Origin of the sequence: Comamonas sp. Z1 (genome assembly GCF_008121555.1) — a bacterium.
Taxonomy (GTDB): Bacteria; Pseudomonadota; Gammaproteobacteria; order Burkholderiales; family Burkholderiaceae_C; genus Comamonas; species Comamonas thiooxydans.
Genome location: NZ_VOQT01000009.1, coordinates 174263 through 197511, shown reverse-complemented (window position 1 = coordinate 197511; position 23249 = coordinate 174263). Strand labels below are relative to the sequence as shown.

The window sequence follows — 23249 nt, the reverse complement described above, 5'->3', positions numbered from 1 at the left end:
CCCCAACTGGCGAATCGTGGCTCTGACACGCAAGCCAAGCTTGATGTAAAGCTCAACTGCACGAATCCTGTCTGCGTATGAGTACATGAACTACCTCCTGGTAGTCCAAGTTTTTGTCCGCACCCCCAGTGGGTCACTTCTGGGTGGAAATCAACACCACCGCCAAGTATTCCAATTTCCACGCTGAATCTCTCCTGTCCATACGATGCCCGATGTATGGCGCACTGCGTTGCATCGAGCAAAAGGGCATCTTAGATTTCGCCACTACAGAGAACTAGCATGCAAAACTGGGACGTTTTCATACCTCAAACGGGATAATCAATGCGCGATGCACTCGACCTGAATACCGTACGCGTCTATACGGCGGTTGTTGATGAGCAAAGCTTTGCCGGCGCATCGCGGCTTTTGGCCATGCCCTCGTCCAACGTCAGCCGCCACGTTGCATCACTGGAGCGCCGACTCGGTACACGCCTGCTGGAGCGAAGCACCCGCCACCTGCGCATGACGGAAGCCGGCCGATTGCTCTACGAACGCGCCAAGCCCCTGCTCGACACACTGCTCTCTACACAGGAGGAGCTTGGCGCGGTGCAGCGCGAACTGCGTGGACCTCTGAAGATCTGCATGCCCGGGGAGGCACCAAGGCTGCTGGCTCCCATCCTCGCCGAATTCTGTAGCCTCCATCCAGGCATCGAGCTCGAATGCGATACCCGGATGACCGGGCTGGAGGTACTTCGAGAGGACGTCGACCTTTCCATCGTCTTCCATCGGGGCCATCAGGAGGACAGTGCTTTCATCACCCGCGAACTCGCCACACTGCCCAGCATCGTGGTTGCCGCCCCCTCCTTGCTGGCCAGGACCGGTATGCCACGCCATGTGCGCGAACTGAAATCCCTGCCCTGCATCACCACCCTCAGTGCGCTGAAGGGTCAACCTTGGCAGTTTCAGGACGCCGCGGGAGAAATCGTCAAGGTGCCAGTCCGCAGCCGCTACCGCGTCAACAGCGGAGAACTGGCCGTGGCAGGCGCACGGCAAGGCATCGGCTTCGCGATTGTGGCGGCCTATCCCTGCCAGGAAGACCTTGCAACGGGTCGGTTGCAGGAAGTGTCACTGGACCTTCGTCCTGGCCCTCTGCAATTGCTGGGGGCATACAGCCATCGCCATTCCGTGACTGCTCGTGCCCGGGCACTGCTGGAATTGATACAAGTGCGGTTGTCTGGCTCGATTAGCCCTCCCATGGGCCCCAGACCTTGGGGGACAGTCTAGGATCGAAGTGGTGCACCGGGCTCAAAGTGAAGTCCTTCGGAGCGCAAGCAGTCGCTTGGAATGACTCTCTCAATGCCCGCTTCTGGCCTGTCGCTGCCAACGAAAAGGGGCTGCTCACGACCCACAGCAGACCTTTAGATTCAGGAGCAGCGGTCATTCAGTTCAATAGGTACCGCGTAATCTCGCTTGCTGTGCTACGAGCTGTGCGCATGACTCCAATGAGCGTGGCAGACGCTGGCCCGGTCCATTCACCGTAGCCCACAAGCCATAAACCTGGGACCCCATGCACCTGGGTGCCGTCTACCGTGACTCTGGATTCGTTGACAACGCCAAGAGTCTCCAGAGACTGTAACGCTGGCCTAAAGCCGGTACACCAGATGACCGCGTCAAAGGATTTGGTACTCCCGTCGCGCCATCCGGCCCCGTCCGCCGTGAGGCTCTCAAACGGGCCGACAGACTGCAGCACGCCGCGCTGGCGTGCGTCAAGGACAGGGGGAACCATCACGATATCGCCAAAGCCACCCGGCAGGTTCTCCGGATCTTTGCCTTCCTGCAATGCCTGCCAACGTGCAGTAGCCCTCTCGAAGAGTACTCGCCCATCGACTTCGTCCGGTAAAAAGGCTGGAGGCTCCAGCGTGACCCAGATCGTGGACTGCGCAACAAGCGAGACCTCCGCCAGGATCTGTGCGCCGGAGTTTCCTCCGCCGACCACCATAACCCTCTTGCCTGTGAACGGCTCAGGAGATGCGTACTGAGCTGAGTGCAACTGTTGTCCCTTGAAGGACATCAAACCCTCAACGTTGGGGACAAATGGATTTCGCCATGTTCCCGTGGCAAATACAACGGCACGCGAATGCCAGCTTCTCACTCCGGCATTGACCTGGAAGCCTTGCTCAGTAGGTTCAATGCCTGTGACGCATACCGGCCTCTCGATCTTGAGTTCGTAGCGTGCTTCGTACTTGCGAAGATAGTCGACCACATGGTCACGACTTGGATATTGCTCACCCGAAGCAGGCATTGGCCATCCCGCGATGGAACTCCAGGAAGCGGGGGAAAAAAGCCTCAGCGAGTCCCATCCATGCTGCCAGGCCCCGCCCCCGGCTTCCTCGGCATCCAGCAGCAGCACCGACAGATTGGAGCGACGCAGAAAGTACGCCACCGATAGGCCTGCTTGACCTGCCCCAACGATGATCACATCGTGAAACGACATTGTTGACCTCTCTTTGTCTTCATTGCTGTGCATTCACACGCATCGACCACAGAGCCGCAAATGCGCTAATCGCCAGCAGGGAAGACAGCCACAGAGCCTGGCTGCCCCAATTTGCGACAGCCAGCCCGTAAAGAAATGGTGAGCCTGCCTGCACGATACGTGCTGGAACCATGAGCCAACCTTGGCGCTGGCCATACCCTTGAGATCCGAACACCTTGAGCGGCAGTGTGCCTATGGCAATCGTCAAGATGCCATTGCCAAGGCCGTGCAGGATGGCAAAAACGCTGGCTGCCGACGCACCGGCCAGGGCCAGACAGACGGCAGCCAATGGATGGGCAAGAATGGCCAGGCGCGCCGACAGCAACGGGTGTGCTTTCTTGAGAAAGCTGTATTCCAGCACCCGACCTGCAACCTGGGCAGGCCCGACCAATGCAGCAGCAGCAATCGAAGCAGCCAAAGTTGCACCGCTGGCCTGAAGTATCTGAGGCAGGTGGGAAGCCATGGCTGTGCTGATGAACCAGGACGCCGCGAAAACGTAGGCCATCAGATAGGCAGTGCGCTTAAGACTGATGCCTGCGTTGTTTCCGCCCTGAGACTCAGCTCCAGGCGGCTTTTGTTCTTTAACCACTTCCCTCGGGTTGGGCTTGGCACGCGATAACAAGGCATTGAGCGGAAGGCCGAGCAGCAGGTGCAAAGCAGCCCAGAAAATGCATACGACGCGCCAGTCGTAAAGACCTTCCAGATAGCTGGAAAGCGGCCAGCCCACGGTGCTGGCAAAGCCAGCAAAAAGCGTGATTCCGGTAATGGCTGGGCGCGCATCCTGGCCATACAGGTGCACAACACTGGCAAACGCGGCTTCGTAGAGGCCGCTGCCCATCGCCACGCCCATGAACGCCCACGCCACGAAGATATGCAGTGTCTGCGTGGCCTGGCTCAACATCAGCAAGCCACAGGCAAAAACCAGATTGCTGGCGAGAAGCACCGACCTTCCGCCAAAGCGATCAATCAGTCGGCCCGCGATGGGGCCTACCGCTGCAGCCACCAGCAAGGCTGCAGAGAAAGCGCCGAACACCAGAGAGTACGAGGTGCTTGTCGACTGACTGATTGGCCTGGCCAGCACCGCGAGCAAGTAGTACGACGAGGCCCAGGACAGGGTCTGGGCAATCCCGAGCATGACTGTGACTTGCGTGCGGTTCAGTGCCGTCTGCATCGTTTAAATGCTGCGTTGGTTGACCCGTTTGGACAGTTCTTCGGCACTTTCACGGCGCTCGCTGTAGCGATCCACCAGGTAGTCCGAACAGTCTCGCGTCAGCAGCGTGAACTTGACCAACTCTTCCATCACGTCCACCACCCGTTCGTAATACGAAGAGGGCTTCATTCGGCCAGCCTCGTCGAACTCGGCAAATGCCTTGGCAACGGACGACTGATTCGGGACGGTGATCATGCGCATCCAGCGACCCAGCACCCGCATCTGGTTGACCGCATTGAAGGACTGCGAACCACCCGAGACTTGCATCACCGCCAATGTCTTGCCTTGCGTCGGTCGCACGGCACCAGCGGACAAAGGAATCCAGTCTATCTGCGCTTTGAGGATGCTGCTCATGGCACCATGACGCTCTGGAGAGGTCCAGACCATGCCCTCGGCCCACACAGCCAGCTCACGCAGTTCCTTGACCTTCGGGTGATCGTCGGGGGCACCATCGGGCTGCGGCAGGCCACGTGGATCGAAGATCCTGATCTCGGCACCCATCTTGCGCAGCAGGCGCGCCGCCTCTTCGGTCAGCAGTCGACTATAGGAACGGTCTCGAACCGAACCATACAACAGCAGTATGCGCGGCGCATGCGTCGCACGCTGCGAGGGCAAAAGGCCTTCCAGGCAGGGCTTTTCAAAGACTTGTTCGTCGAGGTTCGGTAGATCAGTGCTCGCCAATTCGGTTTCCTTTCGAGTCAATGACGGCTTCCCCGTCTTCTTTGGAGAATGCGGCCTGTTGAGGCTTTGGCAGGATGTCCAGCACGACCTCCGAGGGACGACACAAGCGGGTTCCCAGCGGGGTGACCACTATCGGGCGATTGATCAGGATGGGGTGCTGGAGCATGAAGTCAATCAATTGCTCATCCGTCCATTTGTGCTCACCCAAGCCAAGCTCGTCATACGGCGTACCTTTTTGGCGCAACACATCGCGCACTGGCATGCCCATGGCCTGGATCAGGCCCGCCAGCGTGGCGCGATCAGGCGGCGTCTTGAGATATTCGATGACCATGGGTTCCACCCCACTATTGCGGATCAGGGCCAGGACGTTGCGGGAGGTGCCGCAAGAAGGGTTGTGGTAAATCGTGATGTCGCTCATAACGCAAGATTTCCGTTGCAAAGATTCATGGCACCACGCTGAGCCGCAAGGCCAGGGCGGCAAGGGTAATGAGCAGCACGGGCAGAGTCAGTACCGCGCCGACTTTGAGGTAGTAGCCCCAGCCAATCGTTGTGCCTTTCTTGCCCAGCACATGCAGCCACAGCAAGGTGGCCAAGCTGCCAATCGGCGTGATCTTGGGACCCAGATCGCAGCCAATCACATTGGCGTACACCATGGCCTCCTTGACAGCACCGCTGGCTGTGGACGCATCGATGGACAAGGCTCCGATCAAGACCGTGGGCATGTTGTTCATGATGGAAGACAGCACCGCAGACAGCACGCCTGTGCCCAGTGAAGCGGCCCACACGCCACCGGCTGCAAGCTGGTTCAGCAGCATGGCGATGTAATCCGTAAGCCCCGCGTTGCGCAGCCCATAGACCACCAGGTACATCCCCAGCGAGAACACCACGATCTGCCACGGAGCGCCATGAAGCACTTTACTGGTGCTGATGACATGGCCACGCGCAGCCACCGCCAGCAAGATCGCAGCTCCCACGGCTGCCACAGCACTGACAGGGACGCCCAGGGGCTCCAGCGCGAAGAAGCCGACCAGAAGCAAGACCAGCACGACCCAGCCAGCCTGGAAGGTGGCCACATCCTTGATCGCAGCCGACGGCTGTTTGAGCTGGGCCACATCGTAGGTGGCAGGAATATCGCGTCGGAAAAACAGCAGCAGCACACCGAGGCTGGCCAGGACCGAGGCGATGTTGACCGGCACCATCACCGATGCGTAGTCGTTGAAGCCGATCTTGAAAAAGTCGGCGGAGACGATATTCACCAGATTGGAGACAATCAGCGGCAGGCTCGCGGTGTCGGCAATAAACCCGGCGGCCATGACAAATGCCAGCGTTGCTGCCGGAGAAAAGCCCAACGCCACCAGCATGGCCATCACGATGGGCGTGAGAATCAGGGCGGCTCCGTCATTGGCGAACAGGGCCGAAACGGCGGCCCCCAGCAGCACGATGAAAGCAAACAGCTTGACTCCACTGCCACCACCCCAGCGGGCAAAGTGCAATGCAGCCCATTCGAAGAAACCGGCCTCATCCAGCAAAAGGCTGATGATAATGACGGCGACAAAGGTCGCCGTGGCATTCCAGACGATATGCCAGACCACCGGAATATCAGCCAAGTGCACGACTCCCATCAGCAGCGCGATACCGGCCCCAATCGAGGCGCTCCAACCAATACCAAGGCCGCGTGGCTGCCAGATAACCAGCGTCAGGGTGAAGATGAAAATCAGGATGGCCGCCAACATGACGTATAGGTCCTAGAAAAGCTATGAGTCGGCATCAGTGCCGCCCACAGCGTGCGGACGTCAGTGAAGCCTGGTACTGCAATCCAGACTTTGGATCTGGATCGCAATGGCAGTAACGGGATTCAGTGCGAAGAGAGTTCACGCGCCGTAGACTGCAGCACAGCCTGCTCCAGCTTTTGCGCCGGCAGGTTCACCAATAGCTCCAGGCGACGACGAATCATGTGCATCGTCTGCCGGAAGGCTTCCAGCTTTGCCTCGTCAGAGGCATCGCCTTCCGAGGGGTCCGGGTAGCCCCAATGCGCTGTGGCGGGGTGACCAGGCCAAAACGGACAGACTTCGCCAGCGGCGTTGTCGCACACGGTGATGATCAGATCCATATGCGGCGCGCCAGAAACGGCAAACTCGTCCCAGCTCTTGCTGCGCAAACCATCTACCGAGACACCGGCCTTTTGCAGCACTTGCAGCCCCAGCGGATTGGGTTGTTGATTCTCTCGGGGGCTGCTGCCCGCCGAATAGGCCTTAAAACGGCCTTGACCCATATCGTTGAGCAAGGCCTCGGCCAAGATGCTGCGTGCCGAGTTGTGAGTGCACAGGAACAGGACGTTCAGGGGAGCTTTGTTGTCAGACATGGTTTTGGCAGCAGGACTTGGGTGTGGGAAAAGCTTGCAGCGACGTCTAGCACTGGCATGGCATAGCGGCGTCATCGGTACAAACCGCGCCCTGGCAGCAGTTCTCGGTGAGATATGCCAACAGATCGTTCATCACGGGGAAGGCCGCGCGATAGAGCACGTTTCGGCCCTGCCGTTCCTGGCTGACCAGGTCGGCATGAAAAAGCTCTTTCAAATGAAAGGACAGTGCATTCGGCGCGATGCCTAGCTGCTCAGCTAATGCACTAGGTGTCAGGCCTTCAGGCCCGGCCACAACAAGGGCCCGAAATACGCGCAATCGGGCCTCATGGGCCAGAGCGGAGAGCGAGCGGATGGCGTTTGCTTCTTGCATTAGTTAATAATACATCAATTGTTGAATTAATGTATTAATGTTCAAAAAATGGGCACCGTTTTAGGACCGCAGAATGCCAATGATCGCTCATGGAGTTCAGCACCGAGTGACTGCCTCTGGTCGATCGTGTGAGTGCTCGGATATGCCACGAAGCGGACACCCTGATATGCGGTCTCAGCCGGAGAAGTCGGCTGTCAGCGAAGTCCGCAAACCAGTGCTACCGGCCTGAGCTGGTGGCCAGCACATTGCCGCGCAGGCAGCGCTAGAAGACGTCTATGGCGTTGCCGATGGTCAAGGTTGCGTCAGCCTTGAGGCATCTGGCTCATGTCCATAAACATGATTTCCCAGATGTGGCCGTCTACGTCCTCGAAGCTGCGGCCATACATGAAGCCGAGGTCTTGCAAGGGGTTCACGTCCGCCTTGCCGCCGTGAGCAGAAGCAGCCTCAACCACGCTGTCGACGGCCGCGCGGTCGTCGGCGCTCAGGCACAACATGACTTCGCTGGCAGCATGGGCATCGACGATAGGCTTTTGGGTGAACGTAGCCCACTTCGGGTGGGTGAGCAGCATCACGTAGATGCTGTCGGAGACGACCATGCAGGCGGCGGTGTTATCGCTGAACTGCGGGTTGTTGACGGCGCCGATTGCTTCATAGAAGGACTTGGCCTTCGGCAGGTCAGCGACGGGCAGATTGACGAAGATTTTCTTGGACATTTGAGACTTTCAAGGTCTGTGTTGAGAGGGAATCCTCAGGCGTTGGCGAGCGACGTCAACAGTTCGTCCAGAAGCTGCATGCTGCATGTGAGGCCGTCTTCCTGCCCAGAGTGGCGCTGGCGTGGCCACCACAGCTTCCCAGCCTCGGAGCGGGAGAACAAGCTATTGGTACATCATATCCAGCAGCACCAGTGTCAGCCAACTGCATTAGCCGTCGTTAAGGTCGCAGGCAGACAATGGCCGCAACCGAGAGTCGCTAATGTTCCAAGGCAGCTATCGACCGGTTGCAGCCGCTCAAACCTCGTTGATCTACTGCTGTGCAGCGATTGCCGCTGTTCGTAGCCGCATCGCAACCTATCGGTCACCGCTCCATAACGGCCATCCGAACATTGACGCCGACAGCTACGCAGCGTTGTGCGGGCGCTGCCATACGGGCGGATTGCCATAGTGCTTTCTGCTGTTCCAGTCTGAAAAATGCACCATGACTTCCCGGGACCGTACATCCAAGTGCTCCTACTGGAACGGAAATAGGAGGCTTTGAACCATCTACAGACTCTGGTCGATCTACCCTGAAGAATTTAAGACCGAGACGATCAAGAGAGGTAGAGCCTCCGCCCGGTCAGCGTCCCAGCTCTTTGGCACTGACGCCGGCAATGCCCCAGTTCTCCTTGGGCACATCGTGTATCCAGACCCGCACATTGGCGGTGGGAGCGTCAACGGCCTCGACCAGGGCCTGGGTAACCTTTTCGATCACCGCCTTTTTCTGTTCCTCGCTGCGGCCTTCAATCATGTAGATTTGTGCGAATGGCATAGAACTTCCTTTTTCTATCAGTCGTTATCGATTGCGCGGCGCTGACTTGCCCCCCTCTCCCCGAAGGGGCGAGGCGGCAAGTCAAGAGGCGCAGCGCCAAAAAACCGGCAGAGCCCAACTCAGAGACGCAAAGCAAGAGCCGCCTCGCGGCAAAGGCGTCGTCCCCTGGGGGGAAGGCGCCTCAGGCGACTCAGGGGGGTTAAGCTTTTATCCCCAACTTGCGAATCAAGTCTCCCCAGCGCTTGTTCTCAGCGCGAATGAAATCGGCGAACTGCTGCGGCGTGTTGACGCGCAGATTGCCCGAGATGTTGTCAAAGGCCTGCTGTACCTCGCCCGTCTTGGCACCGACCTCCCACGTCTGCTGCAGCTTGGTGATCACGGCCTGGGGCGTGGCGGCCGGTGCGACCAGGCCGAACCAGGTCTCGACCTCGAAGCCGGGGTAGCCCGACTCGGCCACCGTGGGCACATCGGGCAAGGCCTTGGAACGCTGGGGCGAGGTCACGGCAATGGCCCGCAGCTTGCCAGCCTTGATGTGCTGCAAGGTCGTGGCCAGCGAGCTTTCCATGCTCATCATTACTGTGCCCGACAGCAGATCGGGCACGATCTGGCTCGAGCCCTTGTAGGGCACATTGGTCAGCTGGATTCCGGCCACAGACTGCAGCAATTCGGCCGCCAGATGGTTGCTGGTGCCAATGCCCGAGGTCGCGTAATTCACCTTGCCGGGATTGGCCTTGGCATAGGCCACCATGCCCTTGAGGTCGGAGAACGGCGCGCCCGGGTTGATCACCAGCGCGCAAGGCGTGGTGCCGACCAGGGAGATGGGGCGCAAGTCCTTCTCCACATCAAAAGGCACGCTGTTGTACAGGTGGGGCGCAATGGCCAGGCTGCTGATGGCTGTGAGCCCTATGGTGTAGCCGTCAGTTGCTGCCTTGGCCACGGCGTCCGTGCCGATATTGCCGCCGGCCCCAGCCTTGTTTTCCACCACAAAGGGCTGGCCCAGCTTGTCGGACATGGCCTTGGCAGCCGCGCGGCCCATGACGTCCGTGGGGCCGCCCGCAGGAAACGGCACGATCATGCGCACCGGGCGCGTGGGATAGCCGGCCTGCGCCAGGGCGAGCCCAGGCAGGCCCATGGCCATCGCAGCCATGGCGACCGCTGTCATCAACTCTCTTCTTTGCATTGCTTGTCTCCGTTGTCGTTCTGAAAAAACTTGATGGTGCGCATCATTTGGGGGCGCCAAGACAACTCTTAGTGCTGTTGCAACCCCTTGCCTGAAGCGCTGCCTTCCCGTTGTGGGGCGGGTTCAAGCGCCCTCCTGCTCACAAGCCCGGCGCGGCTCAGGCCTGGGAGGCCGAGCAAGGGCCGCCCCGTAGCGAGGGCATCTTCCCCCCCTCCCCAAGAGAGAGAGGGAAGATGCGAAGCGACTTAGGGGGCGAACTGAATCGAGGTGCTGCCCATCCCCTGCACGCGCAAACACACATGGTCGCCAGCGGCCACGGCCACGGCCTCGGTAGCGCCGCCCGACAAAATCAGGCTGCCCGCCGGAATTTCCTGGCCACGCCGGCCCAGGTGGTTGGCCAGCATGGCAATGGCCGCAGCCGGGTGGCCCAGCACCGCCGCACCGGCCCCCATGGCCACGGGCTGGCCGTTTTTCTCCAGCACCAGGCCCACGGTGCGCAGGTCCACGGCGTCGGGGCGCAGGGGCTGGCCACCGACCACAAAGCGCGCGGCCGAGGTGTTGTCGGCCACCACGCTCTTGAGGTCGAACTTGAAGTCGCGGTAGCGGCTGTCAATGACCTCGATGCCGGGCATCACAAAGTCGGTGGCGGCCAGCACGGCGCCGATGTGGCAGCCAGGCCCTTTGAGTGCATGCTTGAGCACAAAGGCGATCTCGGGCTCCACCTTGGGGTGGATCAGCTCCGAGGTCTTGACCGTGCCGCCATCAGGCACACTGAAGTAGTCCACCAGAAAGCCGAACACCGGGTCGGTGACGCCCATTTGCTTCATCTTGGCGTGCGAGGTCAGCCCGGCCTTGAGGCCCACCACGCGCGCGCCGCGCGCCAGCTTGCGCGCCAGGATGGCGGCCTGAATGGCGTAGGCATCGTCCCAGTCCATATCGGGATGGGCGTCGGTGATCTTCAAGGTATCGTGGGCCTGCAGTTCGCAGGTCTCCAAATGCTCGGCCAGTTGTTCAATGGTTGCGGGGTAAAGTGCCATGTGGTGCTCCGAATATTGAAAATGAGTGGGCGGGCAAGGCCTCAGGCCGCCGATGCATTGAGCAGGGCTCGGCGCTTCATGCTGCGACCTTGATCCCGCGCGCACGCGCCATGGTCAGCGCCGTGTCTTCGATCATGTCTTCCTGGCCGCCGACCATGCCGCGCCGGCCCAGCTCGACCAGCAGATCACGCGCCGGAATGCCGTACTTCTTCTCGGCCCGCTTGGCGAACAGCAAAAAGCTGCCGTACACGCCCGCATAGCCCAGGGTCAGCGCATCGCGGTCCACGCGAATGGGGAAGTCCATCAGCGGCACGACCAGGTCTTCGGCCACATCCTGAATCTTCCAGACATCAACGCCGGTCTCAATTCCCATGCGCTCGCACACGGCCACCAGCACTTCCATGGGGGTGTTGCCCGCACCGGCGCCCAGGCCTGCGGCCGCCGCATCGATGCGGTTGGCGCCGGCTTCCACGGCGGCGATGGAATTCGCCACGCCCATGGCCAGGTTGTGGTGGCCGTGAAAGCCCAGCTCAGTCTCGGGCTTGAGCGCAGCGCGCACAACGGCAATGCGCTCCTTGACCTGGTCGGGCAGCAGATAGCCTGCCGAGTCGGTCACATAGACGCAGTTGGCGCCATAGCCTTCCATCAGCTTGGCCTGCTTGACCAGACCTTCGGCGCTGTTCATATGCGCCATCATCAAAAAGCCCACGGTGTCCATGCCCAGCTTGCGTGCGGCCGTGATGTGCTGCTCGCTCACATCGGCCTCGGTGCAATGTGTGGCCACGCGGATGGTGGACACGCCCAGCTCATGCGCCATCTGCAGGTGGTCCACGGTGCCTATGCCAGGCAGCAGCAGGGCCGAGACCTTGGCCTGCTTCATCAGCGGGATCACGGTGGACAGGTATTCCTCGTCGCTGTGCGCGGGAAAGCCGTAGTTCACCGAGGCTCCGCCCAGGCCGTCGCCGTGCGTGACCTCGATCAGCGGCACGCCGGCCGCATCCAGGCCCTGGGCCACGCTCTTCATCTGTTCCAGCGTCATCAGATGGCGCTTGGGGTGCATGCCGTCACGCAGCGTCATGTCGTGGACGGTGATCTTCTTGCCTTTGAGTTCCATGTTGCCTCTCCTTCAGGCGGCTACGGGGGCCATGGGTGCGAGCGTGAGCTTGCCGGCCAGCACTTGTTCGGCGAACATCTCGGCCGTGCGCGCGGCGGCGGCGGTCATGATGTCCAGATTGCCCGCGTACTTGGGCAGGTAGTCGCCAAGGCCTTCGACCTCGAGGAAGACGGAGACGCGCTTGCCGTCAAACACCGGGCCGTTGACCAGGCGGTAGCCAGGCACGTATTTCTGCACCTCGGCCAGCATCTGGTGGATGGAGGCGGTGATGGCGGCCTGGTCGGGCTCGTCCTCGGTCAGGCAGTGCACGGTGTCGCGCATCATCAAAGGGGGTTCGGCCGGGTTGATGACGATGATGGCCTTGCCTTTCTTGGCACCGCCTACCTTCTCCACGGCACCTGCCGTGGTGCGCGTGAATTCGTCAATGTTCTTGCGCGTGCCCGGTCCCACGGACTTGGAGGACACGGTGGCCACGATCTCGCCATAGGCCACGGCCTGAACACGGCTCACCGCCGCCACCATGGGGATGGTGGCCTGCCCCCCGCAGGTGACCATGTTCACATTCATGGCGCCGCTGCCCAGGTGCTGCATCAGGTTGACCGGGGGCACGCAGAAAGGGCCTATGGCCGCCGGCGTGAGGTCAATCATCAGCGCTCCCTGCTCGTTGACCTTGCGCGAGTTCTCTGCATGCACATAGGCGCTGGTGGCGTCGAACACGATTTGCACGCCATCGGCGTGCATATGCGGCAGCAGTCCATCCACGCCCTCAGCCGTGGTCTTGATGCCCATTTCACGCGCCCGCTTCAAACCATCGGAATCGGGGTCTATGCCCACCATCCACACCGGCTCCAGCACGGGGCTGCGCTGCAGCTTGGCCAATAGGTCGGTGCCGATATTGCCCGGCCCGATCAGCGCGCATTTGATTTTTTTCATCTCTTTTGTCTCCAGTTTTGAAATAACACCCCCTGAGTCGCTGCGCGCCTTCCCCCTCTCTCGCTTCGCGGAAGGGGGACGACAGCCTCGCTGCGGGGCGGCGGGGCCGCCTGGGCCCTTGCTCTCTGTCCCTGACCTTGGAACGCGCCCGGTCATGCGACCTGGGGGCTGGTTTGACGCTTAAACAAACCTCACAGAACAACTACCTATTCCACCTATGGTCACGCGCAGGTTGTCCCCGGCCTTGACCGGCACCATGGCGGCCAGCGAGCCGGAAAGCACTACCTCCCCGGCCTCCAGCGCAATGCCGTGAGCGCCCAGGGTGTTGGCCAGCCAGGCCACGGCATTGGCCGGATGGCCCAGGGCGGCAGCGCCCGCGCCCGTGGCCACGATCTCGCCGTTTTTCTCCAGCACCATGCCGCAGGTGGCCAGGTCCACATCGCGCGGGTCGACCAGGCGATCGCCCAGCACAAAGACGCCGCAGCTGGCGTTGTCGGCCACCGTGTCCTGGATCTTGATCTTCCAGTCGCGGATGCGGGAGTCGACGATCTCGAAACAGGCCATCACCCCCTCGGTGGCGGCCAGCACATCGGCTGCCGTCACGCCCGGACCCTGGAGCGTTTTTTTGAGCAAAAAGGCGATCTCGCCCTCGGCCTTGGGCTGTATCAGGCTGCTCGCCGATACGGCCTCACCCTCGTTGAAGACCATGCCATCGGTGAGCCAGCCAAAGTCGGGCTGGAACACGCCCAGCATGTCCATCACGGCCTTGGAGGTCACGCCTATCTTCTTGCCAACCACGCGCTCACCCGCAGCAATGCGCCGCGCGAGCATGTGCTGCTGCACCGCGTAGGCATCCGCGATGCCGATATCGGGGTAGCGGGTGCTCAATGGTTCGAGCACCCGACGCTGCGACAGTGCCTCGTACAGCTCGTCGCCCAGCTTTTCTTGCAGTTCGGTGTTCATAGGTTCAATCGGCTAAGGGATGGGGTTCATCAGCGTCGGCTTCGGCCAGGAAATCGGCTACCAGGCGTGCAAAACGGGCGCTGTGCTCAATCTGCGTCCAGTGCCCGCAATGGCCATAGACGTGCAGTTGCGATCGCGCAATCCAGTCAGACAAGGTGATCGAGTTGGCCAGCGGGATCACGCGGTCCTCGCGGCCATGCACGATCAGCGTTTCATGCGGAATGCGGCGGATGTCTTCTTCGCGGCTCGCCAGCGCATCGACCCAGCGCTGGCGCGGTGCGGGAAACATGGCCGAGAACGATTCGTGAAAGCCGGGCCGGATGCTGGCCTCGTAGCGCAGGCGCGCCAGCTCGTCGTTCACGATGCTCCGGTCGTAGGCAAAGATATCCAGCAACTGGCGCATGGCGTCTATGGACGGCTCGTAGCCCCAGACTGCGTCCAGCCCCGGCGTGAGCTCGAACGGAACACCCACACTGCCCATGAGCACAAGGCGGCGCACGCGCTCGGGATGGCGGATCGCCAGTGCCAGCGCAAGGCCTCCGCCGAACGAATTGCCCACAAGATCAGCCCGGGCGATTCCCAGCGCATTGAGCAGGCCCACGGCCTGTTCGACCCAGGCGTCCATGCCATAGGCGAAGCCATCGGGTCGTTCGCTGTAGCCGAAGCCCGCCATGTCAGGCGCGATCACGCGCGCACGCTCGGCCAGCGCAGGCATCACCAGCCGCCAATTGGCCCAGGCCGAAACACCCGGACCCGAGCCGTGGATCAGCAGCACGGGATGACCGCTGCCCAGGTCGTGGTAATTGGTACGGATGCCAGCGACGGCGATGGACTGCGCCAGCTCCGGATTTCGCTCAGAGTTTGATGCAGACATTCTTCAGCTCCGTATAGAACTCCAGCGAATGCACACCGCCTTCGCGGCCGATGCCCGATTGCTTGGCACCGCCAAAAGGCGTGCGCAGATCGCGCAGAAACCAGCTGTTGACCCAGGAAATGCCCACATGCATGCGCTGGGCCACGCGGTGGGCGCGGGTCAGGTCTTGCGTCCAGACGGCGCTGGCCAGGCCGTAGACGTTGTCATTGGCCTTGGTCAGCACCTCTTCCTCGGTATCGAAGGGGGCGATATGGCAGCAGGGACCAAAGATCTCTTCCTTGATGACGCGTGCCGTCTCGGGCAGGCCGGTCCAGATCGTGGGTTGCACCCAGGCGCCGTCCGCATACTGGGCGCCTAGGTCGGGCACGCCGCCGCCGGTGACCACGGTGGCGCCTTCCTGCACCGCCAGTTGGTAATACGACAGCACCTTGGCCTGATGCTCCTTGCTGATCAGCGGGCCCAGCTTGGTGTCGTCGTCTTCGGGCACGCCGATCTTCCAACCCTCGATCTGCTGCTTCAGCGCGGCCACAAAGCGTTCGTAAATCGGGCGCTCCACATAGACGCGCTCCGTGCCCAGGCAGACCTGGCCGCTATTGACAAAGGCCGAGCGCAACGTGCCTTCGATGGCCGCGTCGAAATCGCAGTCGGCAAAGACGATGGCGGCGTTCTTGCCCCCCATCTCCAGGCTCACGGGGCGTGCGCCCTTGGCCGCAGCCTTCATGATGGCCTCGCCAGTGCGCGTCTCGCCGGTGAAGGTGATGGCATCCACGCCAGGGTGGCTGGTGACGAACTCGCCGGCCGAATCGGGGCCGAAACCATGGACCACGTTGTAGACGCCGGGAGGAATGCCAGCCTCGTTCATGACCTCGCCCAGCAGGGCTGCAGTCTGGGGCGATTCCTCGGAAGGCTTGACCACCACGGTGTTGCCGCAGGCCAGGGCCGGGCCGACCTTCCAGGTCATCAGCAGCAGGGGCAGATTCCACGGGCAGATCACGCCCACCACGCCCACCGGACCACGGTGGCCGTAGTTGATCGCACCGCGCCCGTCCGGCGTGGCCATTTCGAAGAACTCCGTGGGCACGTTCTTGACCACGTCGGCAAAGATCTTGAAGTTGGCCGCACCACGCGGAATGTCGATATGGCTGGCCACACTGCGCGGCTTGCCCGTGTCCGCACATTCGGCAGCCAGAAACTCCTCGAAGCGGCGGTTGATGCCATCGGCCACGGCATAGAGTTTTTCCACGCGCTCGGCCACGCTCATACGGCCCCAGGGTCCATTCAACGCAGTGCGCGCTGCAGCCACGGCGGCATCGACTTCGCTGCGGCCGGCCTCATGCACCTTGGCAATCACCTGGCCCGTGAGCGGTGAGTGCTTGTCGAAGCTGCGCCCCGTGGAAACGTAGGCACCGTTGATGAAGTTCTGGATGTCTTTCATGGTTTTCTTCCTGTCACGCATGCTTTTGCAGCAACGATAAATTCGGTGTTCAATACTGTCCAATACTGAATTTTCCAAAATCAATACCTATAAGGTATTAAGGAGCCACCCCGTGGACTTGAGGCAGATGAGGTACTTTCTGGCGCTGGCAGAGGAGCTGAATTTCGGCCGGGCCGCGGCCCGGCTTCACATGGCCCAGCCACCGCTGACGCGGCAGATACGTGCCATCGAAGAGGAGCTGGGCACCGAGTTGTTTGTGCGCACGCCCAAGGGCGTGGAGCTGACGGCGGCAGGCCAGACCCTGCTGGACGAGGTGCCCAACATCCTGTCGCTGGCCGAGCGCGCCCGCGAGCGCACGCAAAGAGCCGGTCAGGGACTGACTGGCCAGCTGGACGTGGGCATTTTTGGCTCCGGCGTGCTGGACGTGATTCCGCGCCTGCTGGCGGCGTTTCACCAGGCCAGGCCCGAGGTGCGCATAGCGCTGCACAACCAGACCAAGGACGAGCAACTGCAGGCGCTGCGCGAACGCAGAATCACCATTGGCTTCAACCGGCTGGTGCCTGCAGAACCTGGCATAGGCGTGCAGACCGTGCTCAAGGAAGCCCTGGTCGTGGGCCTGCCGGCCACGCACAGGCTGTGCGAGCACGACGAGGTCGCACTGTCCGAGCTCGACAACGAGCCCATGATCCTCTACCCCAATCTCTCTTTGCATGGCCTGGCCCAGGAAGTCAGCAATGCCTTCCACCGCGAGGGCCTGCGTCTGAACGTAGCCCAGTCGGTGGAAGATGTGCTGACCTGCGTGGCTTTGGTGGCAGGCGGTTTTGGCGCCTGCATCACCACGCGTTCGGCCACCAGCCTGCGTCTGCCCGGCGTGGAATACCGGCCGCTGCACTCGCGCCACTTGCGTGACATCGAGCTCAGCTGCCTGTACCGCAGCGACGATGCATCGCCAGTGCTGGCGGCCTTTTTGGACGTGGTGCGCACCTTTGCGGGCCAGGGCAAAACCTAGGCCTGGAGGGGCAGGCAGGCGCCAGGTTTTAGCCACCTTGCTGGTCCTCGACCAGGCCCAGGGCCTGCAGGCCGGCCTCGGCAATGATCTCGTCCTGCTGCTCGCTGCCGCCGGACACCCCGATGCCGCCAATGCGCGCGCCCTCCACCACAATGGGCCGCCCACCGCCAAAGCCCACAAAACGCGGTCGCAGGACCAGGCCCTGGCGCACGGCCGGCGAATGCCGGGCCAAGGCCTCATGCCACTGGCCCGTGGGCAGGCCAAAGCTCACGGCCGTATAGGCCTTGTCCGTGGCGATGTCCATGGAGTGCAAGGGTGCGCCCGTCATCCGCACAAACGCGGCCTGCACCCCGGCCGCATCCACCACGGCCACATTGACACGCACGCCCAATTCCACTGCCTTGGCTACGGCCGCACCCACGGCGCGCAAGGCAGCTTCGGTGCGGATCACGGGCTGAGAAACCATCAGTGAGTCCAGCATGTCAAGCCTCCTCAAAATGCTTTGACTACTGTGAAGCGCACCAGCGAACCCTTGGGCAGGGCCCCCGTGCCGGCCGTGGCGCTGACTTCCTTGTAGACCGCGCCCTTGAGGAACACGCCTGCACCCGGCACCGGGTAGACCAGCTCGGCGCCCAGTGCATGGCGCGAGGAATGCTGGCCCGTGGCACCCGGGCCTTTGTCATCGCTGATCTGCCACTGGCTGTAACCCACCAGGCCGGCTTGCACGGCACCAAAATGCTTGCCCAGACCCCATTCCAGCGTCACCTGGTTACCGTTGCGAAAGCCCATATCGTTCTTGCCGTTGCGCTCAAAACGCATCAGACCCGAGGCCGAAATGGTCTTGGCAGCGTCAAAGTAATAGGTCAGGCCACCGGTGAGCATGGTGCTTTTGTAACCTTTGCCTGGCGAAGCCGGGTCGCGGCTGCTGGCCGAATCCAGCCAGATACCGGCACCGGCCACAGCGTCCCACTGCGGGCCATGCCAGCCCAGCACCAGCGGACCCAGATAAACGTCGCCCACGCCCGAACGGCTATCGGAAATGCCGGCCGCATTCACCGTGAGTGAGGTACGCATCACCGGCACGATGGCCTCCATGCCGTAGTCGGCACCGAGCAGCTTGTAGTTGGTGATCCAGACAAAACGGTTGGCCAGGGCCGTCACGGTTCCACGGTTGTGGCCGGGCAGGTTGTCGCTGCTACCCGGCGCGCGGAAATCGTCGATGCTGTAGTTCACCATATAGCCCAGGTAGTACACGCCGGGCGGCGGCACGCTGGGGCCCTGCATGCCCTCTACACCGGGGACGTAATGGCCTTCGGCCTGCACGGCCGAGGCTGCCAACGTACCCAGCAGGGCCAGGGCAGCAGATGCAATCTTGTGGTTCATCTCTATCTCTTTCTTGTGGGTTCACAGATGTCTCGGGGGTCCATGGGGCTGTGCAGGGGGCTACGCCAAAAACTGGCGCGGCCCATATGAGGGCTGCCGCGCAAGCGCCGCCCCGCAGCGCTGGCAGCGTCCCCCTGCCCGCATCGCTTGCGATGCGAAGAGCGGGGGAAGGCGCAAAGCGCCTCATGGGGTGTTCCCTTTCAGGTGTACACATCCGTAAATGACGCCACGAGCTCACCCGTGTGATAGAAAATGCCGCTGCCAAGACGGTCCTCGCTCCAGGTGGTCACGGGGCGATCGGGCTGGGCCAAATAGCCCAGGCCGGCAAAGGTCTCGTTGCGGTTGCCGCTGGGGTCGAAGAAGTAAATCGTCTCGCCGCGCGTGATGCCGTGGCGCGTGGGAGCCACGTCGATGCGCACCTTGTTCTTGGCCATGACGTCGGCGGCCTTGAGCACGTCGTGCCAGGAGTCCAGAAAGAAGGCAATGTGGTGCAGGCCCGAGGTGGGGCCGCCCACAAAGGCGATGTCGTGCGGCGTGGTGGAGCGCGCCATCCAGGTTGCGGCCTGCATCTTGCCTTCGGGGCCGACCAGAATCTGCTCGGTCAGGAAGAAGTCCATGCACTCTGCCATGAAGCGGGTGTTGTCCTCCACGGTGTTGATACCGGCCTCGGGATTCATCTCGCACATCAGCAGACAGTGATCTATCCAGTGCGCGCCTGCGCCCTTGAGGCCATCGGGCCAAGGGTCGGGGTTCAGAGAGCCCACGTCCGTGCCCACGCACTCCTTCTTGGCGTACAGGCGCATCTCATGGCCGCTGGGCAGATTGAACTGCAGCATGCGGCCCACCGTGGGCTGGCTGCCTTCGGGCAGCATGGTGGTCTTCACACCCCAGGCCTCGATGCGTGCCTGCAGGCTGTCGAGGTCGGCATCGTTTTGCACCTTGTAGGCCACATGGTTGAGGCCGGCGCGATCACTTTGCGTAAGGATGAGGGAATACTTGTCCCACTCGTCCCAACATTTGAGGTAGACATTGCCCGCTGCATCGCGCAGCGTGACCTTCATGCCCAGCACGTTTTCGTAGTGCTTGAGCGCAGCCTCCATGTCCATCACGCGCAAGTTGGCGTGGCCGATTCGCATTACACCCATGTTTGTCTCCTTAGTTGCTTGTTGGTGTGTCGTGGGTTGTGGGCGCCGGGGAAGCCGCCCGCAGAAAAAATGGTTTGTGCAAGCGCTGTGCCACCGCAATGCGTACGGCCTCCAGCGGGGCTACACGACAGGCCAGGGTGTAGCCCTGATCGCGTTCGAGATCACTCACATGGGCACAGCTCACGGGGCCCAGATGGCGTACCGCACCTTCGAGCACCTGCACCTTGCAGACGCCGCAGCCACCGTTGACGCAGCCCACCGGAATGCCTTTGCGCCCCAGACGCAACATGCCACTCAGCAAGCTTTCGTGGGTGCCGCAGGCATAGGTATCGCCGGTTTGCTCCACGCTGACTTGCACGTTTTGCATGGCTGGCATGGCGGCCTCAGACACGCTTGAACAAGGGGCTGCGCGCGCCTTGCGCATCGGCGGCCGAGAGGAATTTCTCGGTGTAGATGTCGCGCTCAAACAGCCGGCCCTGCATCAGGGTGGAAATACAGGCTTCGACCATGGGTGGTGGCCCGCACAGATAGGCTTTGCAACCCGCAAAGCCGCCTTGGAAATGGGCTTGCGCAGCCTCGTGCACAAAGCCACGCGCGCCTTGCCAATCCCCGCAGTCCTCGCCCGATATCGCGGGGATGTAGGTGAAATGCGGGTGCTGCGCGGCCAGGGCGCGAAACTCGTCGTCGTAGTACAGCTCCTCGCGCGAGCGCTGGCCGTAGACCAGAGTGATGGGCTGCTCGCAACCATTGGCCAGCAGCTCCAAAATCATGGCGCGTGGGCTGGAAAGCCCCGAGCCCCCAGCCATGAAGACCATGGGCTGGCATGCCGAATGGCGCACAAAAAAGCGTCCATAGGGCCCGGCCAGCTGCAGGCTGTCACCTTCGCTCAAATGCTCGTGCAGCCAGCCCGTGCCCGCACCGCCCGGCACCAGGCGCACATTGAGCTCGATTTCCTGGGCGCAGCCATCGGCGCCAGGCGCGTTGGCGATTGAAAAAGCGCGCGAGCCGCCCTGCTCCTCGCTCAGACCGGGTATGCGCAGCTGCACATACTGGCCCGCCTGGTAGCGCATGGACTGGTCCAGGCGCAGGTGCAGAGCCTTGATGGTGGGCGTCAGATCGACGATGCGCACCACTGTGGCCGCGAAGTCGCGCACGGGGATGATTTGTGCATCGGGCTCGTCCTCGAAATCGGCCTCGATGGTGGCATCGGACTGCAGCGTGGCGCAGCAGGCCAGCGTCATGCCGTCCTCGCGTTCCATGTCCATCAGCGCGAAAGGATTGGCCGCGCCGTGGTCCACCTCGCCGTCGCAAACCTGGACCTTGCAGGTGCCGCACAGGCCGTGGCCGCAGGCGTGGGGAATGTAAATACCCTGGCGCAGAGCGGCGTCCAGCAGGGTCTGGCCTTCCTCCACTTCAATCGAGGCGCCCAGGGGTTCTAAGGTCAGTTGGTAGCTCATATCGTCTCGCTCTCATTCCTGCAGCGCCGGCCAGGCCAGCGCTGCAACCGCCAGGGTGGTTAGCTGTAAGAGCCTTGGATGCCGATCAGGCCCGGGGTGCGAAAACGGATCACATCCTTGTGCGTCAGGCCGTTGTCGGCCAGCGACTTGGACGCATCGGGTGACCAGGACTGGCCCGACTTGAACCACTGCACCTCGCTCCAGTCGATGCGTGCAAAGTCGGGGTGGGCGCCATAGACATCGGGCAGCACGGCCTGGGCCAGCGCACCGAAAGGCATGTCGGGCGGCAGCGGCAGGGCCACGGGCGAGCAGAACATCAGGTGGTCTTCCCAGCCGATATAGAGCAGAGGCGCGGGAAAGTTCTCGCGCACATCCTTGGCGGGAAAGCGATAGGGCTTGAGTGCGGTGACGCTCATGACTGGGCCTCCTGGCTGGGGTTGGCGGAAGCATTACTGGCTGCGTTACTGGCTGCCTTGTTGGCCGAGGTTGCCGGTGGCGGATCGCCGTGCCAGGCCGCAAAATTGCGCTGGTCCTCCGATCCCTCAAAGTCCATGTTGTCGCGGCCCACATTCATGCCGTACCAGTCCAGCACGGCAGCCAGCGGGTCAAAACCTTCGGCCGTGGGGTCCACATCGGGCTTGAAGCAGTTGCCCTGGTAGATCTGGTGCACGGGCAGCCAGGACTGAACATACTTCTCGGGCTCGTCGTCGAAGACATGCTTGCAGCCGTCGCTGCAGAAGTGGTATTTGCTGCCCTCGTAGTCGGACTCGCGATAGCAGATCTTGGTGGCGTCACCGGGCTCGGTGAAGCCCATAGGGATCTGGCAGGTGGTGCACAGCATGGGCAGGGTCTTGCTGTAAAAGCGCTTGCCGGCCTGCTGCTCGGCAAGGTAGTGCTCCAGGCGGGGACGGTAGTGCTTGTCAAAGCTGTCCGGGTATTTTTCGGACAGCCACTGCATCTCCTGCTCGCCGGGCACCCAGGTGTGAAAAGGTGCGGCCGCCGTATAGTTGTAGAAGATGTTCCAGGCCTGGTGGCTGATGTGGTCCTTACCTTCGCAGGCCAGCTTCCAGCCTGCGGGCTCGCGAATGCCGTAGCGCGCCAGGTCGCGGAACAGAGCGCCGCCGTTTTCCTCGGCATACATCTCCCAGGCTTCCTTCCAGCTCATCACGCGCTTGGGCAGCATGTAATCCTGCATCATGGCCACCAGGGTCAGCACGCGGTAGCCGCGCCAGAACCATTTGTCGATCCAGCGCTGCACGATGGGCACATTGCCCGGGTCCTGCTCCAGCATGAACTTGATGCATTCGATGCCCAGCGTCATATGGCGAGACTCATCGCTTTGCGCCGAGAAGCCAAAGGTCACGGTGGACAGATCGCCGTTGTGCGCCGCGCCCGACATGAAGGGCACGAACAGCAGATTGGTCAGCACATATTCGAAGGAGAAGCTCACTGCCGTGAGGAACTCGAACGGGCCTGCGCTCAGCGCATCTTCAAAAAAGGACTTGGGCACCGACAGAAACCAGACCCGGTCGAACCAGTGGCTGGAGCTGTGCATGCCGTTGAAGTACTTGTTGTAGTTGGACAGCGCATGGGTCTCGGTCTGGAAGTGGCGCAGCTCGTCGATGGACTGCATCTGCGCCGCCACGCGTGCCCCCGCACCGGTGAAATGCCGGCCCGCATGGGCAAAACCGCGGTGGGCGTAATACTCCAGCGGCACCACGCCCTGAATGAACAGCTTGAGCGCGTTGAGATAGCGCGCATCGGTCACGCCCAACTGGCCGTTGTTCTGGGCAAAGGCCTCGATCACGGCGTAGAGCTTTTTCTCTTTTTCGCCCTGGTACTTCCAGTAGGCGTCCATGGTCAGGCGGAAGGGGTCTTCCCACTTGTCCCAGTCGTGGATCTTGATGCCCTCGAACTTGTCATAGGGGAAGACCTTATCCATGGGCTGGTAGCTGGTCTCCCAACCCAGGCCACGTGTCATGGCGGTGTAGCGGTCCTTGAGGCCCAGCTTTTTCTTGATTACGGGTGCGTCCATGGTGTCTCCTTGGATGGCGTTGTCT

General features: G+C 61.8%; 25 protein-coding genes. 2 read left to right on the top strand and 23 right to left on the bottom strand.

What is annotated here, in order from left to right; genetic code table 11:
* The first annotated feature begins 321 nt into the window (after positions 1-321).
* On the top strand, positions 322-1263 hold the full coding sequence (locus tag FSY45_RS17260) for a LysR family transcriptional regulator (protein ID WP_046462178.1): 942 nt from the start codon (positions 322-324) through the stop codon (positions 1261-1263).
* A 157-nt stretch (positions 1264-1420) separates the two neighbouring features.
* On the opposite strand, the gene FSY45_RS17255 is transcribed toward FSY45_RS17260, so the two are convergent.
* From FSY45_RS17255 to FSY45_RS17180, 16 genes are all read right to left on the bottom strand, one after another.
* On the bottom strand, positions 1421-2473 hold the full coding sequence (locus FSY45_RS17255) for an ArsO family NAD(P)H-dependent flavin-containing monooxygenase (RefSeq protein ID WP_046462213.1): 1053 nt from the start codon (positions 2471-2473) through the stop codon (positions 1421-1423).
* A gap of 19 nt (positions 2474-2492) precedes the next feature.
* Positions 2493-3683 carry an MFS transporter gene (locus tag FSY45_RS17250; RefSeq protein WP_046462179.1) on the bottom strand — a complete coding sequence of 397 codons (1191 nt, stop codon included), beginning with the start codon at positions 3681-3683 and terminating at the stop codon, positions 2493-2495.
* Between the two features lie 3 nt (positions 3684-3686).
* Entirely contained in the window at positions 3687-4403 is a 717-nt protein-coding gene (gene arsH, locus FSY45_RS17245; protein ID WP_046462180.1) for an arsenical resistance protein ArsH, read from the bottom strand.
* Complete coding sequence (gene arsC / locus FSY45_RS17240) at positions 4390-4821, bottom strand: arsenate reductase (glutaredoxin) (protein WP_046462181.1); 432 nt, start codon at positions 4819-4821, stop codon at positions 4390-4392. Before arsC ends, arsH begins: the two co-directional genes overlap by 14 nt.
* Positions 4822-4846: 25 nt before the next feature.
* Positions 4847-6136, bottom strand: coding sequence for an arsenic transporter (locus FSY45_RS17235; protein WP_046462182.1), 1290 nt, complete (start codon positions 6134-6136; stop codon positions 4847-4849).
* 122 nt (positions 6137-6258) lie between these two features.
* A complete protein-coding gene (locus FSY45_RS17230) occupies positions 6259-6765 on the bottom strand; it encodes an arsenate reductase ArsC (RefSeq protein WP_046462183.1) in 507 nt (168 codons plus the stop codon).
* A gap of 46 nt (positions 6766-6811) precedes the next feature.
* Positions 6812-7135, bottom strand: coding sequence for a helix-turn-helix transcriptional regulator (locus FSY45_RS17225; RefSeq protein WP_046462184.1), 324 nt, complete (start codon positions 7133-7135; stop codon positions 6812-6814).
* Positions 7136-7437: 302 nt separating this feature from the next.
* Positions 7438-7848: a VOC family protein gene (locus FSY45_RS17220; RefSeq protein ID WP_046462185.1), complete on the bottom strand. Its 411-nt coding sequence runs from the start codon at positions 7846-7848 to the stop codon at positions 7438-7440.
* A 619-nt stretch (positions 7849-8467) separates the two neighbouring features.
* Positions 8468-8677, bottom strand: coding sequence for a 2-hydroxymuconate tautomerase (locus FSY45_RS17215; RefSeq protein ID WP_255432064.1), 210 nt, complete (start codon positions 8675-8677; stop codon positions 8468-8470).
* A 181-nt stretch (positions 8678-8858) separates the two neighbouring features.
* Positions 8859-9839, bottom strand: a complete 981-nt coding sequence (locus FSY45_RS17210; RefSeq protein WP_046462186.1) for a tripartite tricarboxylate transporter substrate binding protein — start codon at positions 9837-9839, stop codon at positions 8859-8861.
* Positions 9840-10084: 245 nt separating this feature from the next.
* Positions 10085-10876, bottom strand: coding sequence for a 2-oxo-3-hexenedioate decarboxylase (gene dmpH, locus FSY45_RS17205; protein ID WP_046462187.1), 792 nt, complete (start codon positions 10874-10876; stop codon positions 10085-10087).
* A gap of 76 nt (positions 10877-10952) precedes the next feature.
* Positions 10953-11990, bottom strand: coding sequence for a 4-hydroxy-2-oxovalerate aldolase AphG (gene aphG / locus FSY45_RS17200; RefSeq protein ID WP_003066639.1), 1038 nt, complete (start codon positions 11988-11990; stop codon positions 10953-10955).
* A gap of 12 nt (positions 11991-12002) precedes the next feature.
* On the bottom strand, positions 12003-12923 hold the full coding sequence (gene aphF / locus FSY45_RS17195) for an acetaldehyde dehydrogenase AphF (protein ID WP_046462188.1): 921 nt from the start codon (positions 12921-12923) through the stop codon (positions 12003-12005).
* A 180-nt stretch (positions 12924-13103) separates the two neighbouring features.
* A complete protein-coding gene (gene dmpE / locus FSY45_RS17190; protein ID WP_046462189.1) occupies positions 13104-13886 on the bottom strand; it encodes a 2-oxopent-4-enoate hydratase in 783 nt (260 codons plus the stop codon).
* Between the two features lie 4 nt (positions 13887-13890).
* Entirely contained in the window at positions 13891-14760 is an 870-nt protein-coding gene (locus FSY45_RS17185) for an alpha/beta fold hydrolase (protein ID WP_046462190.1), read from the bottom strand.
* Positions 14741-16195 (bottom strand): 2-hydroxymuconic semialdehyde dehydrogenase, encoded by a 1455-nt coding sequence (locus FSY45_RS17180; protein ID WP_046462214.1) that lies wholly within the window; start codon positions 16193-16195, stop codon positions 14741-14743. The genes FSY45_RS17185 and FSY45_RS17180 overlap by 20 nt, the downstream gene beginning before the upstream one ends.
* Positions 16196-16307: 112 nt before the next feature.
* On the opposite strand from FSY45_RS17180, the gene FSY45_RS17175 reads away from it, so the two are divergent.
* Positions 16308-17204, top strand: a complete 897-nt coding sequence (locus FSY45_RS17175; protein WP_046462191.1) for a LysR substrate-binding domain-containing protein — start codon at positions 16308-16310, stop codon at positions 17202-17204.
* 28 nt (positions 17205-17232) lie between these two features.
* Here FSY45_RS17175 and FSY45_RS17170 read toward each other — a convergent pair whose 3' ends face one another.
* The 7 genes from FSY45_RS17170 to FSY45_RS17140 all read right to left on the bottom strand — a co-directional run bounded on the left by FSY45_RS17170 (position 17233) and on the right by FSY45_RS17140 (position 23224).
* The gene (locus FSY45_RS17170; protein WP_046462192.1) at positions 17233-17685 is read right to left on the bottom strand and encodes a heme-binding protein; all 453 of its coding nucleotides are present in this window, start codon (positions 17683-17685) and stop codon (positions 17233-17235) included.
* An 11-nt stretch (positions 17686-17696) separates the two neighbouring features.
* On the bottom strand, positions 17697-18587 hold the full coding sequence (locus FSY45_RS17165; RefSeq protein ID WP_046462193.1) for a transporter: 891 nt from the start codon (positions 18585-18587) through the stop codon (positions 17697-17699).
* Between the two features lie 200 nt (positions 18588-18787).
* Complete coding sequence (locus tag FSY45_RS17160) at positions 18788-19732, bottom strand: catechol 2,3-dioxygenase (protein WP_046462194.1); 945 nt, start codon at positions 19730-19732, stop codon at positions 18788-18790.
* Positions 19733-19742: 10 nt separating this feature from the next.
* Positions 19743-20108: a 2Fe-2S iron-sulfur cluster binding domain-containing protein gene (locus FSY45_RS17155; protein WP_046462195.1), complete on the bottom strand. Its 366-nt coding sequence runs from the start codon at positions 20106-20108 to the stop codon at positions 19743-19745.
* A gap of 7 nt (positions 20109-20115) precedes the next feature.
* Complete coding sequence (locus tag FSY45_RS17150) at positions 20116-21189, bottom strand: NADH:ubiquinone reductase (Na(+)-transporting) subunit F (RefSeq protein ID WP_046462196.1); 1074 nt, start codon at positions 21187-21189, stop codon at positions 20116-20118.
* A gap of 59 nt (positions 21190-21248) precedes the next feature.
* Positions 21249-21605: a phenol hydroxylase subunit P4 gene (locus FSY45_RS17145; RefSeq protein ID WP_046462197.1), complete on the bottom strand. Its 357-nt coding sequence runs from the start codon at positions 21603-21605 to the stop codon at positions 21249-21251.
* Positions 21602-23224, bottom strand: a complete 1623-nt coding sequence (locus FSY45_RS17140) for an aromatic/alkene/methane monooxygenase hydroxylase/oxygenase subunit alpha (RefSeq protein ID WP_046462198.1) — start codon at positions 23222-23224, stop codon at positions 21602-21604. Before FSY45_RS17140 ends, FSY45_RS17145 begins: the two co-directional genes overlap by 4 nt.
* Positions 23225-23249: the final 25 nt, after the last annotated feature.

Excerpts from the sequence above, each read along its gene's own strand:
- FSY45_RS17260 (WP_046462178.1), top strand. The coding sequence starts at position 322 with ATGCGCGATGCACTCGACCTGAATACCGTACGCGTCTATACGGCGGTT.
- FSY45_RS17255 (WP_046462213.1), bottom strand. The coding sequence starts at position 2,473 with ATGTCGTTTCACGATGTGATCATCGTTGGGGCAGGTCAAGCAGGCCTA.
- FSY45_RS17250 (WP_046462179.1), bottom strand. The coding sequence starts at position 3,683 with ATGCAGACGGCACTGAACCGCACGCAAGTCACAGTCATGCTCGGGATT.
- arsC (WP_046462181.1), bottom strand. The coding sequence starts at position 4,821 with ATGAGCGACATCACGATTTACCACAACCCTTCTTGCGGCACCTCCCGC.
- FSY45_RS17235 (WP_046462182.1), bottom strand. The coding sequence starts at position 6,136 with ATGTTGGCGGCCATCCTGATTTTCATCTTCACCCTGACGCTGGTTATC.
- FSY45_RS17230 (WP_046462183.1), bottom strand. The coding sequence starts at position 6,765 with ATGTCTGACAACAAAGCTCCCCTGAACGTCCTGTTCCTGTGCACTCAC.
- FSY45_RS17225 (WP_046462184.1), bottom strand. The coding sequence starts at position 7,135 with ATGCAAGAAGCAAACGCCATCCGCTCGCTCTCCGCTCTGGCCCATGAG.
- FSY45_RS17220 (WP_046462185.1), bottom strand. The coding sequence starts at position 7,848 with ATGTCCAAGAAAATCTTCGTCAATCTGCCCGTCGCTGACCTGCCGAAG.
- FSY45_RS17210 (WP_046462186.1), bottom strand. The coding sequence starts at position 9,839 with ATGCAAAGAAGAGAGTTGATGACAGCGGTCGCCATGGCTGCGATGGCC.
- dmpH (WP_046462187.1), bottom strand. The coding sequence starts at position 10,876 with ATGGCACTTTACCCCGCAACCATTGAACAACTGGCCGAGCATTTGGAG.
- aphG (WP_003066639.1), bottom strand. The coding sequence starts at position 11,990 with ATGGAACTCAAAGGCAAGAAGATCACCGTCCACGACATGACGCTGCGT.
- aphF (WP_046462188.1), bottom strand. The coding sequence starts at position 12,923 with ATGAAAAAAATCAAATGCGCGCTGATCGGGCCGGGCAATATCGGCACC.
- dmpE (WP_046462189.1), bottom strand. The coding sequence starts at position 13,886 with ATGAACACCGAACTGCAAGAAAAGCTGGGCGACGAGCTGTACGAGGCA.
- FSY45_RS17185 (WP_046462190.1), bottom strand. The coding sequence starts at position 14,760 with ATGTCTGCATCAAACTCTGAGCGAAATCCGGAGCTGGCGCAGTCCATC.
- FSY45_RS17180 (WP_046462214.1), bottom strand. The coding sequence starts at position 16,195 with ATGAAAGACATCCAGAACTTCATCAACGGTGCCTACGTTTCCACGGGG.
- FSY45_RS17170 (WP_046462192.1), bottom strand. The coding sequence starts at position 17,685 with ATGCTGGACTCACTGATGGTTTCTCAGCCCGTGATCCGCACCGAAGCT.
- FSY45_RS17165 (WP_046462193.1), bottom strand. The coding sequence starts at position 18,587 with ATGAACCACAAGATTGCATCTGCTGCCCTGGCCCTGCTGGGTACGTTG.
- FSY45_RS17160 (WP_046462194.1), bottom strand. The coding sequence starts at position 19,732 with ATGGGTGTAATGCGAATCGGCCACGCCAACTTGCGCGTGATGGACATG.
- FSY45_RS17155 (WP_046462195.1), bottom strand. The coding sequence starts at position 20,108 with ATGCCAGCCATGCAAAACGTGCAAGTCAGCGTGGAGCAAACCGGCGAT.
- FSY45_RS17150 (WP_046462196.1), bottom strand. The coding sequence starts at position 21,189 with ATGAGCTACCAACTGACCTTAGAACCCCTGGGCGCCTCGATTGAAGTG.
- FSY45_RS17145 (WP_046462197.1), bottom strand. The coding sequence starts at position 21,605 with ATGAGCGTCACCGCACTCAAGCCCTATCGCTTTCCCGCCAAGGATGTG.
- FSY45_RS17140 (WP_046462198.1), bottom strand. The coding sequence starts at position 23,224 with ATGGACGCACCCGTAATCAAGAAAAAGCTGGGCCTCAAGGACCGCTAC.